Genomic DNA, 16,288 nt, shown 5'->3' with positions numbered 1-16,288 from the left:
CTCAGTCGGCCGGTGCGGAGGGCGCGACCGGCTCGCAGACCTCGACCGGGTTCTTGATCGTCAGGGACCGAGGCGCCTTGGCCAGCCGGTTGAAGTCGTTGCCGACGATCACGTCGACCCCGGCGCCGAGGTCCTCGTCGGAGAAACGGACCTTCACCTTCGGCCCGAACTGACGAGCGACCAGGCGGGCCTCGGCGTCGTTCTCCTCCGTCGACCAGACGGCCACCTTGCGCACCTTGACGTCCGAGGGGGCGTTGCCGACGTCACCGGGCAGGAAGCCGCGCTCCATGAGCGCGTCGAGGGTCCGGCCGGCGAGCCCGGAGCGACCACCGGCGTTGAACACGCTGACCCGGATCTGCTCGGAGCGGATCTTCTCGCCGGCGTCGACCGTCTTGACCACGCACGTCGGGGTCGGCTCCTCGGCGACGACGTCGGTCTCGGGGAGCTCCGCGAACAGCGACCGCCAGCCCCACACCGCGCCCAGGACGAGAAGCCCCACCAGCACGAACATCGTGACCGCGGTGGTGACGTGACGAGGGCTCATGACGTCAGCCTTCCATCACGTGCACACGAGCGTGGAGCACCTGTCGCTGCTGGAGGGCCGCGCGAAGGGCGCGGTGCAGGCCGTCCTCGAGGTAGAGCTCGCCCTTCCACTCGACGACGTGGGCGAACAGGTCGCCGAAGAACGTCGAGTCCTCGTCGAGCAGCGCGCCGAGGTGAAGGATGTCCTTGGTCGTGACCAGCTCGTCGAGCCGCACCTGGCGCGGTGGGAGCTCGGCCCAGTCCCGCGGCGACAGGCCGTGGTCCGGGTAGGGGCGGCTCTCGCCCACGCGCTTGAAGATCACAGCGGCCAGCATAGGCTGCGGCAATGAGCAGCGAGGAGCCCACCGCGACGATCACCGCCGCGGTGACCAGCGGATACGCGTTCGACGGTCCGGTCCTGGAGCTCGGAGCCTTGATGCTCGGCCCGGACCAGGTCGTGGGCTCTGCGCCGGTGCGCATCCCGCTGGCGATGGTGAACCGGCACGGCCTCGTTGCCGGGGCCACCGGCTCCGGCAAGACCAAGACCCTGCAGCTGCTCGCCGAGCAGCTGTCGGCGCACGGCGTCCCGGTCTTCGCCGCCGACATCAAGGGCGACCTGTCGGGACTCGCGGTGCCCGGGGAGGCCGGTGAGAAGATCCAGGCCCGTTCGGAGTCCGTCGGCCACGGGTGGCAGGCCACCGGGTTCCCCGTCGAGCTGTTCGCGATCGGCGGCGAGGGCAGCGGGGTGCCGCTGCGCGCGACGATCTCGTCGTTCGGGCCCACCTTGCTGTCGAAGGTGCTCGGCCTCAACGACACGCAGGAGTCCTCGCTCGGGCTGGTGTTCCACTACGCCGACCAGGCCGGCCTGCCGCTGCTCGACCTCGCCGACCTCCGCGCCGTGGTGCAGTTCCTGGTCTCCGACGAGGGCAAGGCCGACCTGAAGAACCTCGGTGGCCTGTCGACGTCGACGGCCGGGGTGATCCTGCGCGAGCTGATCGCGTTCTCCGACCAGGGCGCCGACGCCTTCTTCGGCGAGCCGGAGCTCGACACCGCCGACCTGATCCGGGTCGCCCCCGACGGCCGCGGGGTGATCTCCCTCGTCGAGCTGCCCCGGCTCCAGGACCGGCCGGCGGTGTTCTCCACGTTCCTGATGTGGCTGCTCGCCGACCTCTTCAACGACCTGCCCGAGGTCGGCGACATCGACAAGCCCAAGCTGGTGTTCTTCTTCGACGAGGCGCACCTGCTGTTCAAGGACGCCTCCAAGGCGTTCCTCGAGGCGATCGCGCAGACCGTGCGGCTGATCCGCTCCAAGGGCGTCGGGGTCTTCTTCGTGACCCAGAGCCCGACCGACGTACCCGACGACGTCCTGGCCCAGCTCGGATCCCGGGTGCAGCACCAGCTGCGCGCCCACACGCCCAACGACGCCAAGGCGCTGAAGGCGACGGTGAACACCTACCCGACCTCCGGCTACGCCGACCTCGGCGAGGTGATCACCTCGCTCGGCATCGGTGAGGCGGTGGTGACCGTGATGAGCGAGCGCGGCGCGCCCACGCCGGTGGCCTGGACCCTGGTGCGCGCACCCGAGTCGCGGATGAGTCCGGCCGACCAGGAGGTGCTGGACGGCATCGTCGCCGCCTCGCCGCTGCAGGCGAGGTACGCCGAGGCGCTCGACCGGGACTCGGCCCACGAGATGCTGGCGCGCAAGCTCGAGGCCGGCGGCGCCGCTGCGGACGAGGCGCCTGAAGAGGCCCCGGCCGAGGCCAAGATCCGCTACCCCAAGAAGTCGGCGCCGGCGCCGCAGGAGCAGGGCAGCGTGGTGCACGACATCCTCACCTCTCCGGTCGCCAAGGACCTGGCCCGGACCGCCGTGCGCGAGGTGCTGCGCGGCGTCTTCGGTACGGCACGCCGCCGTCGTTGACGCCGGGTCGCGAGGGGGACTAGGTTCGGCGAACTAGAACTCGTTCCAGTTTTGCGGAGGCAGGCATGGACGTCCAGGGGCTTCTCGCGGTCGAGGCGATCAAGCAGCTGAAGTACCGCTACCTGCGTACCCTGGACCTCAAGCAGTGGGACGAGTTCGAGCGGGTCTTCGTGCCCGAGGCGACCGGGGACTACGGCGAGGGGCTGGCCTTCCCCGACAGGGACTCGCTCGTCGGTTTCATGCGTGACTCGCTCGGGCCGCAGATGATCACGCTTCACCAGTGCCACCACCCGGAGATCGCCGTCGACGGCGATCGGGCGCGCGGGGTCTGGTACCTCGAGGACAAGGTGCTGATGCCCGAGCACCGGCTGGTGCTGGAAGGTGCGGCGATCTACGAGGACCGCTACGTGCGCACCGAGGACGGCTGGCGGATCGAGCACACCGGCTACCGGCGCACCTACGAGGCCACGATGTCGATGGCCGACGTCCCGTCGTACAACCTCAAGATCGGTACGGCGTACGCCTGAGCCGTACTTGACCGGTCCTGGGCGGTTTCGCCGGTTGATCTCGATGGGGACCAAGGGTGCATGCGCGGTGACGCATGCGTGCGCCATGTGAAGGACCTTCCGTTCTGTCCGATATCCGAGTGAGCACCCACGCTGGTGCTAAGCCTGTTCTCGGGTGTGTGGGGGGCTATCTACACACGGGAGGGGCTTCTCGATGAAGCGCACCAAATCCCTTGTCTGCCTGACGGCCTCGGTGCTCGTCGCCTCGGGCAGCGTGCTCTTGCCGGCCTCGGCCGTGGACGAGAGCGCAAGCGCATCACCCGCTGTCACGGAGTGGGCCAGTGACGACGGCGGTTCGGCCGGGCGTGAGCCAAGCCGGCCGTGCGCCTGGCTGTGGGGTCGTTGTTCAACCCGGCGATCAGTGCGGACGGCAAGGTGATCGCCTGGACGCAGTACGGAGGCGGCCACACCGGCACCGGCCAGGCGGTGTACGCCCTGGAGTGGCAGAAGGCCAACGCCGCTGCCGAGTTGGTCAGCGTCGGCGACGACGGAGCGAAGGCGACCGGGATCAACGACTACGCCTCGCTCGGCGGCAACGGGCGGTACGTGGCGTTCCAGTCCATGGACAAGGAGCTGGACGACGACGCCGTGCCGGGCAAGGAGGGCGGCGCTCCGAACAAGGTCTACGTCCGCGACCGCGTGGCCGGCGAGACCACCATGGTGAGCGTCACCGACGACGACAAGGTGATCAACGGCGCCGGCATCAAGCCCGACATCACCGCAGACGGACGCTACGTGGCCTTCGCGTCTGACGCCTCGGTCCTGCAGGGCATCGAGGAGGGCGGTGAGGGCGACCACAGTGACCTTGCGGCAGCGGCTGAGGAGGGCGAGACCACAACCTTCCAGCAGGTGTACGTGCGCGACCTGACCGCCGGGACCACCACGCCGGTCAGCGTCGGACTGCCCCCGGAGGTCGGGGTCACAGCGGACACCGTCGTCTTCGGAGACGGCGCCAGTGCGCCGGCGTACGGGCCCAGCATCAGCGATGACGGTCGGTACGTCGCCTTCGAGTCCGACGCCACCAACCTGGTGGCCGGCGACACCAACGAGGACACCGACGCGTTCGTCCGCGACCTCACCGCGGGTACGACGGTGCGGGTCAGCCTCGACGAGGACGGCGAGCAGGTCGACCTCGAGAACCCCGAGCCGATCGTGGAGCCCGAGGTGGCCGCCCAGGCCGAGGAGGGTGGCGGGAAGCCGCCTGAGGCCGGGGGCGGTGGCGAAGGTGAAGCCGGCGACATCACGCCGAACGTCGGCCTCGGGCCGGTGCTCAGCGGCAACGGCAGGTTCGTCGTCTTCGAGTCCAAGGCTGCTCTGACCGCAGATGACGAGAACGGCTGGCTGGACGAGGGAGACCCCGCCACGGAGGAGGACGACGAGTGGCAGGAGCCGGTCGACATCTACCGGGTCGGCCTGGCTGCCATCGCGTTCTCGATCGAGCGGATGAGCGTCGCCAACGACGACCCGGACGCGTTCGAGGCGACCGGCTACCGCGCCGACAGCCACGGTGAGGAGGGGGCGACCATCGTCCCCACCAACGGAGCGGACCCCGCCATCGACCTGGACGGCAACTCGGTCGCCTTCGTGTCGAACGGCAACCTCGACGGCCACGAGGTCGCCGAGGAGGGTGAGGACGAGGGCGGTGGTGGTGGTGGCCACGAGTCCAGCGTCCCGACCGTCGCGGCGACCGAGGAGCCCGAACCCGAGGCGCCCACCTCGATCGAGCCGAGCGTCTACGTGCGCAACACCACGGGCGAGGTGATCACTCCGCCTGCGCCGCCTCCGCCTCCTCCGGGCCCGATCTCCGGGTCGGACACGACGGCTCCTGTGTCGAAGGCGTCCGCTCCGGCAGTGTCGACGGCAGCGGCCTGGGAGGTCACCTACACCGCGACCGACGACTCCTCGGGTGTGGCCAAGGTGGAGCTGTTCGTGAAGTTGCCGGGTGCGGCGACGTTCGTCTCGGCGGGGGTGGACACCACGAGCCTGGACGGGAAGTTCGCGTTCGCCTCCGGTGGCGTGGAGGGTGACTACGCCTTCTACACGGTGGCGACCGACAAGTCCGGGAACATCGAGGCCGTTCCGGCGACGCCGGATGCGGTGACCGAGTATGCCAAGCCGGGTCCGGTCGTCACCGACGTGGCCGCTCCGGTGTCGAAGGCGATGTCGCCGCGGTTCGCCCGGCACGACTCGTTCAAGGTGCGGTACACCGCCCGCGACGAGAAGGCCGGTTCGGGTCTGGCCAAGGTCGAGCTGTTCGTGAAGACGCCGGGTGCGGCGTCGTACACGAAGGTCGCGACCGACGCCGGGCCTGCGATCGACAAGGTGTTCGGCTACACCGCGTCCGCGGGTGAAGGGGCCTACCGGTTCTACACGGTGGCCACCGATGTCGCGGGCAACGTCGAGAAGGCGCCGGCCAAGGCCGACACGGTGACGATCGTGGACGAGACCCCGGCGGTGGCCAAGCGGCGGATGGGCAAGGGCCCGTTCGTGCTCGACCTCGGGGACCGGGACCGGTTGATGCTGCGGCTGCGGATCAACGAGCGGTCGAGGGTGACCTTCTTCATCCGGCACGAGGGCAAGCTGGTCAAGCAGTTCGGTCCGAAGTGGTCCGGCAAGGGCCTGGTGACCAGGCACTGGAACGGCCGCGACCTCGACAAGAAGCTCTGCGAGCCCGGTGGGTACGTGCTGGTGATGAAGGTCCAGGACAGGGCCGGCAACACCACGCTGCTGCGCACCAGGATCCACGTGGTCGGCTGATCCCCCAACCGATGCCGGGCCGCCCCTCGGGGGAGGCCCGGCATTCGGCGCGTGGCGGAGGATAGGGGATTCGAACCCCTGAGGGCGTTAACCCAACCCGCTTTCCAAGCGAGCGCCATAGGCCACTAGGCGAATCCTCCGCGGGAGAGGTTACCGGTCCCGCCCGGGCTGGGAGAAATCCGCCCGGCTTGGGACGCTCGGGGGCACTGGCCTAGACTCTGCGGCAACCCCCCGTGCGGCGGCATCTCGCCCAACTCCCCCAGGGCCGGAAGGCAGCAAGGGTCAGTGAGCTCTGTCGGGTGCGCGGGGGGCCTTTTCGTCTCCAGAGGCGGTCGGTACGCCGATCCGGCTACCGGCTGTAGGTGGGGGTAGTTAGGGTGCAGGACGTGGAAGCCCCCCTCGCCCTTTACCGCCGCTACCGGCCCGAGACGTTCGCCGAGGTCATCGGCCAGGACCACGTCACGACGCCGCTGCGCACGGCGCTGGCCAACAACCGGGTGAACCACGCCTACCTGTTCTCCGGGCCCCGTGGCTGCGGCAAGACCACCAGCGCCCGGATCCTCGCCCGGGCGCTGAACTGCGAGCAGGGGCCGGTCGCCGACCCCTGCGGGGAGTGCCGGTCCTGTCGCGACCTGGCCCGAGGCGGCCCCGGCTCGGTCGACGTGATCGAGATCGACGCCGCCAGCCACGGCGGTGTCGACGACGCCCGAGACCTGCGGGAGCGGGCGTTCTTCGCCCCGGTCGCCAGCCGCTACAAGGTCTACATCATCGACGAGGCCCACATGGTCTCGACGCAGGGGTTCAACGCGCTGCTGAAGCTCGTCGAGGAGCCGCCACCGCACCTGAAGTTCATCTTCGCCACCACCGAGCCGGACAAGGTGATCGGGACGATCCGGTCCCGCACGCACCACTACCCGTTCCGGCTGATCCCGCCGCGGCTGCTCTCGTCCTACCTCTCCGAGATCTGCGAGAAGGAAGGGGTCCGGATCGAGCCTGCGGCGCTGCCGCTCGTGGTGCGAGCCGGTGGTGGTTCGGCCCGTGACACGCTCTCCGTGCTCGACCAGCTGCTCGGCGGTGCCGGCGCAGACGGGGTGACCTACGAGCTCGCCACCGGGCTGCTGGGCTACACCCCGGACGCTCTGCTCGACGAGGTCGTCGACGCCTTCGCCGCCCACGACGGCGCCACCGTCTTCGGCGTGGTCGACAAGGTCATCGAGACCGGCCAGGACCCGCGCCGCTTCACCGAGGACCTGCTGCGGCGGCTGCGTGACCTGGTGATCATCTCCGCTGTCCCCGATGCTCCGGCGTCGGGCCTGATCGACGTACCCGAGGACCAGGGCGAGCGACTCGTGGCCCAGGCGGCCCGGTTCGGCCGGTCGGAGCTGACGCGCTCGGCCGACCTGGTCGCCGCGGGACTCACCGAGATGCGCGGCGCGACCGCTCCGCGGCTCCTGCTCGAGCTGATCTGCGCCCGGGTGCTGCTTCCGGCCTCCGACGACTCCACCTCCGGCGTGCTGGCTCGCCTGGACCGTCTCGAGCGCCGGGTCGCGATCGAGGGCGGCCCGCCCTCGACGTCTCCCCAGCATGCGCCGGCTCCGAACGCGCCGGCGGCGCGCCAGGTCCCGCCTGCGACCACGCACGAGCCCCGGCCCGCCGCACCGGCCGCGCCGCCGCGCCAGCCGGCCCAGGCTCCGGACTGGCCGACCCCTGCGTCGGCCGGCCAGCCGGCCCCAGCGCAGCCGGCGCCCCAGGGGCCCGGCCCTTCCCCCGCGGCCGAGCCTCGAGACGCCGAGCCGGTCCGGGCCGAGCCCACCGGTCAGCCAGGTCGCGGGGAGACCGCGTCCGGGCCGGCGCCCGCCGAGCAGGTCCGCGGCTCCGGCGCCCCGGCCGCAGCGGCCCAGGTCGAACCGACCCCGGCGTCCGATGCCCCGGCGCCGACTCGGCCCGAGCCCCAGCGCGCCGAGACCTCCGCGCCCGCCCAGCCGCCCGTCGACCAGTCCCCGGGACAACCTGCCGCGCAGCCGACGGAGCCGGCCGCGCCGCAGTCCGGTGGACTGGGCCTGGTGGAGGTGCGCCGCCTGTGGCCGGACCTGCTCGAGGCGGTGAAGACCAAACGTCGCTACACCTGGATCCTGCTCAGCCAGAACGCCCAGGTCGCCGCGGTCGACGACAAGACGCTGACGATCGCACTGGTCAACGCCGGCGCCCGCAACTCGTTCGTCAGCGGCGGCAGCGAGGAGATCCTGCGCCAGGCCGCGATCGACGTGATCGGTCGCGACTGGCGGATCGAGGCGATCGTCGACCCGTCGGCTCAGCCCGGGGCCGACCCCGACAACGAGCCGCGGGTGGTCCGGCCGGCGGTCGACCCCGGCGTCCCCGGGCCGCCTGCTGCGCCGCAGCAGCCCGAGGCGCCGCAGGCGCCCGCGCCGGGCGCGGACCAGCCCCCGCCGCCCCGGATGCCGGTCGACCCCGGCGCGATCGCCTCGGCCCGCTCGGCGATCCAGAGCACCCGCGCGCCCGGCAGTGTGCAGCACGGCGGTCCGACCGTCTCCGACGACGACGTCGACCGCGACGACCCGGACGCCGACGACGGCAACCTCGCCGGTGCCGAGCTGCTCGAGCGTGAGCTCGGGGCGCGCATCATCGAGGAGATCAAGCACGAGTGAGCGCACCCGGCGAGCACTCGACCACGACGAGCAAGAGGACGAACACATGACCGAGGCAAACCCGTTCGGCGAGGGCGGATTCGACGTCAACGCGCTGCTGCAGCAGGCCCAGCAGATGCAGCAGCAGATGATGGACGCCCAGGCCGAGCTGGCCGACGCGACCGTTACCGGCACCGTCGGCGACGGCCTCGTGTCGGTGACCCTGAACGGCACCGGCGAGCTGGTCGGTGTCTCGATCAAGAAGGGCTCCTTCGACCCTGAGGAGACCGAGGACCTCGAGGACCTGATCGTCGCGGCGTACCGCGACGCCAAGGCACAGGCCGACGCGCTGGCCTCCCAGAAGCTCGGCCCGCTCGCGGGCGGGTTCGGTGAGGAGACGCCGGGCGGACAGCTCGGCTTCTGATGTACGAAGGTGTCGTCCAGGACCTCATCGACGAGCTCGGTCGGCTCCCCGGGGTGGGTCCCAAGAGTGCCCAGCGGATCGCCTTCCACATCCTGCAGGCCGACCCCGTCGACGTGCGCCGCCTCGCCGAGGTGCTGCTCGAGGTCAAGGACAAGGTCACCTTCTGCTCGGTGTGCGGGAACGTCGCCGAGGACGAGCTGTGCCGGATCTGCCGCGACCAGCGCCGCGACTCGTCGGTGATCTGCGTGGTCGAGGAGTCCAAGGACGTGGTCGCGATCGAGCGGACCCGGGAGTTCCGGGGGAGGTACCACGTGCTCGGCGGAGCGATCTCGCCGATCGAGGGCGTCGGTCCGGACGACCTGCGGATCCGTGAGCTGATGAGCCGGCTCGCCGACGGGGTGGTGACCGAGGTGATCCTGGCGACCGACCCGAACCTCGAGGGAGAGGCGACCGCGACGTACCTCACGCGGCTGCTGCGGCCCATGGGCTTGCGCGTGACGCGACTTGCTAGTGGACTGCCCGTAGGCGGTGACCTCGAGTACGCCGACGAGGTCACCTTGGGCAGGGCGTTCGAAGGGAGGCGAGCCGTCGATGACTGAACAGACCGCGCGGACCGCGGAGACAGGGCTGCACAGCGAGCTCGAGGACTTCGCGCAGCAGATCGCCGACCAGGTGGAGAGCTTCCTGCTCGCCCTGCAGGCGATCGCCCGGGGCGAGGCGACCGGCGGCCACGCCGTCTCGCTGCTCCTGCTCGAGGTCAGCCAGGTGCTCCTCGCCGGTGCTCGCCTCGGGGTGCAGACCGACTTCGAGACCGCGGAGACCTACGAGCCCGACGCCGGGCCCGACCCCGACCTCGACGAGATGCGGCTGCGCCTGGCGGTGCTGCTCGAGGGGGTGGACGCCTACACCGAGGTCTTCGACCCGTACGTCGATCCGCCGGAGCTCGCGCCCTCGTTGCTGTCGGACGACCTCACCAGCATCGCCACGGCGCTCGCCCACGGCCTGCGCCACTACAAGGCCGGCCGCGTCGACGAGGCGCTGTGGTGGTGGCAGTTCTCGTACGTCTCCTCGTGGGGGCACGAGGCCAGCGGGGCGCTGCGGGCGCTGCAGTCGGTGGTCTCCCATGACCGCCTCGACGCTGAGTTCGAGAGCGAGCAGGACCAGGTGGCTGCCGCCGACGAGCTGCTGGAGACCGCAAATCCTTAATCTACAGCGGCCGGTGCGGCCGCACTGACAGGAAATCTTCCTGCGGAGTCCGGGTGATCGCCCTGTCTTGTGATCCGTCGCGCGGTCGGGGCGAGACGACTCGGCCAGTAGAATCAGGGGCGTCCCCCCCGACCAGATCTCGACCATTCCTGAGGAGAACCGTGGGCATTGTCGTGCAGAAGTACGGCGGCTCCTCCGTTGCCGACGCCGCAGGCATCAAGCGTGTGGCACAGCGCATCGTGGAGGCCAAGCGCGCCGGTCACGACGTGGTCGTGGTGGTCTCGGCGATGGGGGACACCACCGACGAGCTGATCGACCTCGCCCAGCAGGTCTCCCCGCTCCCTGCGGGCCGCGAGCTCGACATGCTGCTCACCGCGGGTGAGCGGATCTCGATGGCGCTGCTCGCGATGGCGATCGGCAACCTCGGCCAGGAGGCGCAGTCGTTCACCGGCAGCCAGGCCGGCGTGATCACCGACAGCGCCCACGGCAAGGCGAAGATCATCGACGTCACGCCCGGCCGGATAGAGAAGGCCCTCGCCGCCGGCGCGATCGCGATCGTCGCGGGCTTCCAGGGCGTCAGCCAGGACACCAAGGACATCACCACGCTCGGCCGCGGCGGCTCCGACACCACGGCCGTCGCCCTTGCCGCGGCGCTGAACGCCGAGGTCTGCGAGATCTACAGCGACGTCGACGGTGTCTTCACCGCCGACCCGCGGATCGTCTCCTCCGCGCGCAAGCGCGACCGGATCTCCTACGAGGAGATGCTCGAGATGGCCGCCAGCGGCGCCAAGATCCTTCACCTGCGGTGCGTGGAGTACGCCCGCCGGTACCAGATGCCCATCCACGTGCGGTCGTCGTTCAGCAAGAAGACCGGCACCTGGATCACCGACGACACAGAGGTGGACAACATGGAGCAGGCCATCATCGCGGGGGTTGCGCACGACCGGAGCGAGGCCAAGATCACCGTGGTCGGCGTGCCGGACAAGGTCGGTGAGGCGGCCCGGATCTTCGAGGCGCTCGCCGACGCGCAGATCAACCTCGACATGGTGGTCCAGAACGTCTCCGCCGCCGCGACGAACCTCACCGACATCTCCTTCACCCTGCCCCGCGCCGACGGGCAGCAGGCGATGTCCGCGCTCGCGCAGCTCAAGGACGTCGTCGGCTACGACTCCCTGCTGTACGACGACCGCATCGGCAAGGTCTCGCTGATCGGCGCCGGCATGCGCTCCCACCCCGGCATCACCGCGCAGTTCTTCGCGGCGCTGGCCAACGCCGGGGTCAACATCGAGATGATCTCCACCTCGGAGATCCGGATCTCGGTCATCGTCGACGAGTCGCAGGTCGACGACGCGGTGACCGCGGCCCACACCGCCTTCGACCTGGACTCCGACGAGGTCGAGGCAGTCGTCTACGGCGGAACCGGACGGTGAACCAGATGAGCAACCGCAAACCCACCCTGGCCGTCGTCGGCGCGACCGGCGCCGTCGGCACCGTGATGCTCGGCATCCTCTCCCAGCGCGAGGACGTCTGGGGCGAGATCCGACTGATCGCGTCGCCGCGCTCAGCGGGCAAGAAGCTGCGTGTGCGCGGCGAGGAGGTCACCGTCCAGGCGCTGTCGGAGAAGGCGTTCGAGGGCGTCGACGTCGCGATGTTCGACGTACCCGACGAGGTCTCCGCGGAGTGGGCGCCGATCGCGGCCGCCAAGGGCGCGGTCGCCGTCGACAACTCCGGTGCGTTCCGGATGGACCCCGACGTGCCGCTCGTCGTGCCCGAGGTGAACCCCGACGCGGTCCGCAACCGTCCGCGCGGGATCATCTCCAACCCCAACTGCACGACGCTGACCATGATGGACGCGATCGGTGCGCTGCACGCGCGCTGGAGCCTGACCTCGCTGGTGGTCGCCTCCTACCAGGCCGCCTCCGGTGCGGGTCAGCCCGGCGTCGACCGGCTGTACGACGAGCTCGAGGTCGTCGCGGGGGACCGCAGCCTCGGCACCGTGGCCGGTGACGTCCGCCGCGCGATCGACGACAAGCTCGGCGACGACTCGCCGTTCCCCGCGCCGCTGGCGCTCAACGTCGTGCCCTGGGCGGGCTCGGCGCGCGACGGGGGGTGGACCAGCGAGGAGCTGAAGGTCCGCAACGAGTCGCGCAAGATCCTCGGACTGCCCGACCTCAAGGTCTCCGCCACGTGTGTCCGGGTGCCGGTGGTGACCACGCACTCGCTCGCGGTGCACGCGACGTTCGAGCAGCAGGTCAGTGTCGAGGAGGCCCGCCAGATCCTGGTGCAGGCGCCGTCGGTGGTCGTGATGGACGACGCCGAGAGCGGCAACTTCCCCACGCCGGCCGACGTGGTGGGAGCCGACCCGACGTTCGTCGGCCGAATCCGTCAGGCGCTGGACTTCCCCAACACGCTCGAGATGTTCGTGTGCGGGGACAACCTCCGCAAGGGCGCGGCGCTGAACACCGCCCAGATCGCCGAGCTGATCGCCAAGGAGCTGGCTGGCTAGGTCCAGTCGCGGCGGCCGGTGTCCTCGTGCTCGAAGCGCGTGGTCACCCAGTGCGCGAGCACGTAGGCCGCCGCGGTGAGCACCGGGATGACCGCGAACATCCACGGCGAGAAGATCTCGTCGAGCAGGGTGAGCATCACGACCACGGTCACGATCCCGACCGCCAGGAAGCTCGTGCTCGCGGTGTCGGCGACCCTGAGCGCCTTGAGGATCACGCTGCCGAGCAGCACCATCAGCACGACGATCGCGACCAGGATGAAGAAGCCCGGGGCACCGCCGCAGGTGCTGACCCCGCGGACCTCCTCGCACCCCTCCATCGCGCCGTAGGTTGCCGCGGCGCCGGCACCGCCGACCAGCAGCCCGGTGAGACCTGCCGCGAGTCGCCCCGGGATCGTGGGCGCTGAAAGGGTGGCTGGTCGCGAGGCGCGGCGCCGGGCACGTTCGGGCGTGGTCACGGGCTCGGCTGGCTCGGCCACGCGCCCGCGCTCAGGCTCGGGGACGGGCACGGGCGTCGGTTCGGGAACCGGCTCCGGCTCGGGTGCGGGTGTCGGTTCGCCGACCGGTACCTCCGGCGGGGTGGTGTCCTCCCGCGGCTCCGCCGGTGCCTGCGGCTCCGCAGTCGCCTCGCGGGTCTTCTTCCGGCGGCCGAGGCCGGGGAGCCTCAGCGAAGGCAGCTCGAGCGAAGGCTCGTTCTTCTCATCCCCGAGGTTCGGAACCATGGCCAGAGTCTGCCAGACGCCGGTCTGGTCAGGTGGACGTCGCGACCCATCCGGCCCTGCACGCGAGGCGAACGCAGGTCGTGGCAACCAGCCACGAGTCGTTCCGACAAGGGAGGGAACCCCATGCACCTGCGACGTCTCAGCTCCACCATCACCGCCCTCGTGCTCGGTGCCGGCCTCGCGGCCGTCCCGGCATCCGCCCAGGGCGCCGAACGACCGGCACCGGGGAACCGAAGTGCCGCCGCCGTACTCGCCGCCGACAGCGGGTTCGACCGAACCGCCCGCGACTTCGACATCCTCGAGAGCGCGGTCGAGGCCGTGCTGGAGGCCAAGCCCGACAGCCCCGTCGCCGTACTCGCCCAGGGGCGCACCCGGTTGACGGTCTTCGCGCCCACCGACGGCGCCTTCCGTCGTCTTGTCGAGGACCTCACCGGCACCCGTTACGCGATGGAGCGCCGGGTCTTCAACACGCTCGCCGCCGCGGCGGGCATCGACACGATCGAGTCGGTGCTGCTCTACCACGTCGTGCCCGGAGCCACGATCGGCTACCGCCAGGCAAAGGCGGCGAACGGGGCCGAGCTGGCGACCGCCCTGGACGGCGCGGAGCTGACGGTGCGGGTCCGTCACGGTCACGTGTTCCTCGTCGACACCGACCGCAACGACCCCAACGCCCGGGTCCAGCCCTGGCTGAGGAACATCAACCAGGGCAACCGTCAGATCATCCACGGCGTCAGCCAGGTGTTGCGTCCGATCGACCTGTGAGCGGCGGGTGAAGAGCGAGAGCCCGGAACGCCCGACGTGTTCCGGGCTCTCGCTCACGGAGCGCGGCTGCCCTGGGCTGGTGCCCTTGGTGGGGTCCGGGTGGATAATGCCGCGAGGAGGCAACCGACATGGACCAGAGTCTCTCCACCCTGCTGGAGAACGAGCACCACGAGATCGACTCCGGGATCGAGGCCTTCCTCGAGGGCCTCGCCCGCGGGGAGACGCGCGTGTCCGCCCTGACCCGGGCCGTGGGGGCGCTCCGGCGTCACATCTACCTCGAGGAGGAGTTCCTCTTCCCACCGCTGCGGGCCGCGGGGATGCTCGCGCCGGTCCTCGTCATGCTCCGGGAGCACGGTGAGATCTGGCGGACCCTGGACGCGATCGAGGCGCTGGACCCCGGTCGCGAGCCGGACCGGGTCCGAGAGCACTGTGACGAGCTGGTGCACCTGCTCGGCGCCCACAACGCCAAGGAGGAGCCGATCATCTACCCGCAGGGTGACTCGGTGCTCTCCGAGGAGGCGCGCGACGAGCTCGGTGAGCTCATCGGGAACGGCAGCATGCCGCAGGGCTGGGTCTGCGCCCAGGCGTAGACCCTGGCAGGTACGACGAAGCCGGGTGGACCCACTGGGTCCACCCGGCTTCTGATCTCTTCGCGAGACCACCAAGTCGGGCTGACAGGATTTGAACCTGCGGCCTCGTCGTCCCGAACGACGCGCGCTACCAAACTGCGCCACAGCCCGATTGCCTCGCGGCGTGGGGAGTCTACCCGAGCAGCAGTGCTGTCACGAAACCGGCCCGGCTACCGGGCGGTGAGCGTGACCAGCGACGCCTCCGGACGGCAGGCGAAGCGCACCGGGGCGTACGGCGACGTGCCGAGTCCCGCGGACACGTGCAGCCAGGAGCTGCCCGGGTCCCCGGGTCGTGAGCCGGCCGGATGCCGGTGCAGGCCCTTGGCCCTGGCCGGCTCGAGGTCGCAGTTGGTCACCAGCGCGCCGAGGCCGGGCAGGCACAGCTGCCCGCCGTGGGTGTGGCCGGCGAAGATCGTCTCGTAGCCGTCGCGGGCGAATGCGTCGAGGACCCGAAGGTACGGGGCGTGGGTCACGCCGATCCTCAGGTCGGCAGCCGGGTCGGCGGTCCCCGCGACGGCCGGGAGATCGTCGTACTCCAGGTGGGGGTCGTCGACACCGGCGAACGCGAGCCGCAGGCCGGCGACCTCGAGCACGTCGCGCCGGTTCGACAGGTCCACCCAGCCGCCGGCCTCGAAGCCGTCGCGCAGCTCGCCCCACGGCAGCTTCGGTGTGTAGGTGACCCGGCGGCCGTCGTCGGGCAGCAGGTAGCGCACCGGGTTGCGCCCCGAGGGAGCGAAGTAGTCGTTGGAGCCCATCACGAACACGCCGGGGACGTCGAGCAGGTCGCCGAGCGCATCGAGTACGACGGGCACCGACTCCAGGTGCGCGAGGTTGTCGCCGGTGTTGACCACGAGGTCCGGCTCGAGGTCGGCCAGCGAACGCAGCCAGCGCTGCTTCCTGTGCTGGCCCGGCGTCATGTGCAGGTCGCTGAGGTGCAGGACCTTCACCGGCGGGCTCCCCGGCGGCAGCACCGGCATCTCCACGCGACGAAGGGTGTAGGCGCGCACCTCGTAGCCCGCGGCGTAGCCGAGGCCTCCCAACCCCGCGAGGGCGCCGACGACCAGCGCGCGGGTCAGGTTGCTCGAGGAGGATGGCACCCTGCAAGGCTGCCACAATGGTGGTCATGAGTGCTCTCAAGGACCGTCTCCGTGCCGACCTCACCACGGCCATCAAGGCCCGCGACGAGCTCCGCTCGTCCACGCTGCGGATGGTTCTCACCGCCGTCACCAACGCCGAGGTGGCGGGCAAGGAGAGCCGCGAGCTCTCCGACGAGGACGTCGTCGCGGTCCTGAGCAGCGAGGCCAAGAAGCGGCGCGAGGCCGCCGAGGCGTTCGAGGAGGCCGGCCGCACCGAGATGGCGGCCAAGGAGCGCGCCGAGGCCGAGGTGCTCGCCGACTACCTGCCGGAGCCGCTCACCGAGGCCGAGATCGCCGACCTGGTCACCTCCGCGATCGCGCAGACAGGCGCCCGCGAGGAGGGGATGCGCGCCATGGGCAAGGTCATGGGCGCGATCAGCTCGCAGGTGAAGGGTCGCGCCGACGGCGCCGCCGTCGCCGCCGAGGTCCGCCGCCAGCTCAGCTGACCCGGCCGGGCCACCACCCGGGTCAGCTCGGTTGACCGACCCCGCCGCTCCG

Annotated in this window: 16 protein-coding genes, 2 tRNA genes and 1 other RNA gene; 13 read left to right on the top strand and 6 right to left on the bottom strand. The window is 70.8% G+C overall.

What is annotated here, in order from left to right; genetic code table 11:
• Position 1: 1 nt before the first annotated feature.
• The gene (locus ACYVIH_RS21065) at positions 2–544 is read right to left on the bottom strand and encodes a LytR C-terminal domain-containing protein (RefSeq protein ID WP_460871507.1); all 543 of its coding nucleotides are present in this window, start codon (positions 542–544) and stop codon (positions 2–4) included.
• A gap of 4 nt (positions 545–548) precedes the next feature.
• Positions 549–845, bottom strand: coding sequence for a type II toxin-antitoxin system VapB family antitoxin (locus tag ACYVIH_RS21060; RefSeq protein ID WP_460871506.1), 297 nt, complete (start codon positions 843–845; stop codon positions 549–551).
• 23 nt (positions 846–868) lie between these two features.
• On the opposite strand from ACYVIH_RS21060, the gene ACYVIH_RS21055 reads away from it, so the two are divergent.
• The 3 genes from ACYVIH_RS21055 to ACYVIH_RS21045 all read left to right on the top strand — a co-directional run bounded on the left by ACYVIH_RS21055 (position 869) and on the right by ACYVIH_RS21045 (position 5,763).
• Positions 869–2,440 carry a helicase HerA-like domain-containing protein gene (locus tag ACYVIH_RS21055; protein ID WP_460871505.1) on the top strand — a complete coding sequence of 524 codons (1,572 nt, stop codon included), beginning with the start codon at positions 869–871 and terminating at the stop codon, positions 2,438–2,440.
• A gap of 65 nt (positions 2,441–2,505) precedes the next feature.
• The gene (locus ACYVIH_RS21050) at positions 2,506–2,967 is read left to right on the top strand and encodes a nuclear transport factor 2 family protein (protein ID WP_460871504.1); all 462 of its coding nucleotides are present in this window, start codon (positions 2,506–2,508) and stop codon (positions 2,965–2,967) included.
• A 360-nt stretch (positions 2,968–3,327) separates the two neighbouring features.
• Positions 3,328–5,763 (top strand): TolB-like translocation protein, encoded by a 2,436-nt coding sequence (locus tag ACYVIH_RS21045; RefSeq protein ID WP_460871503.1) that lies wholly within the window; start codon positions 3,328–3,330, stop codon positions 5,761–5,763.
• A 52-nt stretch (positions 5,764–5,815) separates the two neighbouring features.
• On the opposite strand, the gene ACYVIH_RS21040 is transcribed toward ACYVIH_RS21045, so the two are convergent.
• A tRNA-Ser gene (locus ACYVIH_RS21040) sits at positions 5,816–5,903 on the bottom strand.
• 85 nt (positions 5,904–5,988) lie between these two features.
• Here ACYVIH_RS21040 and ffs point away from each other — a divergent pair.
• The 7 genes from ffs (at position 5,989) to ACYVIH_RS21005 (ending at position 12,544) form a co-directional block, all read left to right on the top strand.
• An RNA gene (gene ffs / locus ACYVIH_RS21035) (signal recognition particle sRNA small type) lies at positions 5,989–6,079 on the top strand.
• Between the two features lie 70 nt (positions 6,080–6,149).
• A complete protein-coding gene (locus tag ACYVIH_RS21030) occupies positions 6,150–8,429 on the top strand; it encodes a DNA polymerase III subunit gamma and tau (RefSeq protein ID WP_460871502.1) in 2,280 nt (759 codons plus the stop codon).
• 46 nt (positions 8,430–8,475) lie between these two features.
• The gene (locus ACYVIH_RS21025; RefSeq protein WP_460871501.1) at positions 8,476–8,832 is read left to right on the top strand and encodes a YbaB/EbfC family nucleoid-associated protein; all 357 of its coding nucleotides are present in this window, start codon (positions 8,476–8,478) and stop codon (positions 8,830–8,832) included.
• Positions 8,832–9,431, top strand: a complete 600-nt coding sequence (gene recR, locus ACYVIH_RS21020) for a recombination mediator RecR (protein ID WP_460871500.1) — start codon at positions 8,832–8,834, stop codon at positions 9,429–9,431. Before ACYVIH_RS21025 ends, recR begins: the two co-directional genes overlap by 1 nt.
• On the top strand, positions 9,424–10,038 hold the full coding sequence (locus ACYVIH_RS21015) for a DUF5063 domain-containing protein (protein ID WP_460871499.1): 615 nt from the start codon (positions 9,424–9,426) through the stop codon (positions 10,036–10,038). The genes recR and ACYVIH_RS21015 overlap by 8 nt, the downstream gene beginning before the upstream one ends.
• 161 nt (positions 10,039–10,199) lie before the next feature.
• Entirely contained in the window at positions 10,200–11,468 is a 1,269-nt protein-coding gene (locus ACYVIH_RS21010) for an aspartate kinase (protein WP_460871498.1), read from the top strand.
• A 5-nt stretch (positions 11,469–11,473) separates the two neighbouring features.
• Entirely contained in the window at positions 11,474–12,544 is a 1,071-nt protein-coding gene (locus ACYVIH_RS21005; RefSeq protein ID WP_460871497.1) for an aspartate-semialdehyde dehydrogenase, read from the top strand.
• On the opposite strand, the gene ACYVIH_RS21000 is transcribed toward ACYVIH_RS21005, so the two are convergent.
• The gene (locus ACYVIH_RS21000; RefSeq protein ID WP_460871496.1) at positions 12,541–13,263 is read right to left on the bottom strand and encodes a hypothetical protein; all 723 of its coding nucleotides are present in this window, start codon (positions 13,261–13,263) and stop codon (positions 12,541–12,543) included. The genes ACYVIH_RS21005 and ACYVIH_RS21000 overlap by 4 nt on opposite strands.
• Positions 13,264–13,386: 123 nt before the next feature.
• On the opposite strand from ACYVIH_RS21000, the gene ACYVIH_RS20995 reads away from it, so the two are divergent.
• Positions 13,387–14,025 (top strand): fasciclin domain-containing protein, encoded by a 639-nt coding sequence (locus tag ACYVIH_RS20995; RefSeq protein ID WP_460871495.1) that lies wholly within the window; start codon positions 13,387–13,389, stop codon positions 14,023–14,025.
• A 128-nt stretch (positions 14,026–14,153) separates the two neighbouring features.
• Positions 14,154–14,615, top strand: a complete 462-nt coding sequence (locus ACYVIH_RS20990) for a hemerythrin domain-containing protein (RefSeq protein ID WP_460871494.1) — start codon at positions 14,154–14,156, stop codon at positions 14,613–14,615.
• Positions 14,616–14,691: 76 nt separating this feature from the next.
• On the opposite strand, the gene ACYVIH_RS20985 is transcribed toward ACYVIH_RS20990, so the two are convergent.
• Positions 14,692–14,765: transfer RNA gene (locus tag ACYVIH_RS20985), tRNA-Pro, on the bottom strand.
• Between the two features lie 59 nt (positions 14,766–14,824).
• Entirely contained in the window at positions 14,825–15,751 is a 927-nt protein-coding gene (locus ACYVIH_RS20980) for a metallophosphoesterase (RefSeq protein WP_460871493.1), read from the bottom strand.
• 26 nt (positions 15,752–15,777) lie between these two features.
• Here ACYVIH_RS20980 and ACYVIH_RS20975 point away from each other — a divergent pair, with 26 nt between their 5' ends.
• Positions 15,778–16,236, top strand: coding sequence for a GatB/YqeY domain-containing protein (locus ACYVIH_RS20975; RefSeq protein ID WP_460871492.1), 459 nt, complete (start codon positions 15,778–15,780; stop codon positions 16,234–16,236).
• Positions 16,237–16,288 lie beyond the last annotated feature (52 nt).

It is taken from the genome of Nocardioides pakistanensis (assembly GCF_054781215.1).
The sequence above is the reverse complement of the archived record's forward strand: the minus strand, read 5'-3'. Positions and strand labels throughout refer to the sequence as shown.

What these genes read in the sequence shown, in the direction of transcription:
- ACYVIH_RS21025 (WP_460871501.1), top strand. Translation starts at nt 8,476, where the DNA reads ATGACCGAGGCAAACCCGTTCGGCGAGGGCGGATTCGACGTCAACGCG.
- ACYVIH_RS20995 (WP_460871495.1), top strand. Translation starts at nt 13,387, where the DNA reads ATGCACCTGCGACGTCTCAGCTCCACCATCACCGCCCTCGTGCTCGGT.
- ACYVIH_RS20975 (WP_460871492.1), top strand. Translation starts at nt 15,778, where the DNA reads ATGAGTGCTCTCAAGGACCGTCTCCGTGCCGACCTCACCACGGCCATC.
- ACYVIH_RS21065 (WP_460871507.1), bottom strand. Translation starts at nt 544, where the DNA reads ATGAGCCCTCGTCACGTCACCACCGCGGTCACGATGTTCGTGCTGGTG.
- ACYVIH_RS21055 (WP_460871505.1), top strand. Translation starts at nt 869, where the DNA reads ATGAGCAGCGAGGAGCCCACCGCGACGATCACCGCCGCGGTGACCAGC.
- ACYVIH_RS21000 (WP_460871496.1), bottom strand. Translation starts at nt 13,263, where the DNA reads ATGGTTCCGAACCTCGGGGATGAGAAGAACGAGCCTTCGCTCGAGCTG.
- ACYVIH_RS21005 (WP_460871497.1), top strand. Translation starts at nt 11,474, where the DNA reads ATGAGCAACCGCAAACCCACCCTGGCCGTCGTCGGCGCGACCGGCGCC.
- ACYVIH_RS21015 (WP_460871499.1), top strand. Translation starts at nt 9,424, where the DNA reads ATGACTGAACAGACCGCGCGGACCGCGGAGACAGGGCTGCACAGCGAG.
- ACYVIH_RS20990 (WP_460871494.1), top strand. Translation starts at nt 14,154, where the DNA reads ATGGACCAGAGTCTCTCCACCCTGCTGGAGAACGAGCACCACGAGATC.
- ACYVIH_RS21050 (WP_460871504.1), top strand. Translation starts at nt 2,506, where the DNA reads ATGGACGTCCAGGGGCTTCTCGCGGTCGAGGCGATCAAGCAGCTGAAG.
- recR (WP_460871500.1), top strand. Translation starts at nt 8,832, where the DNA reads ATGTACGAAGGTGTCGTCCAGGACCTCATCGACGAGCTCGGTCGGCTC.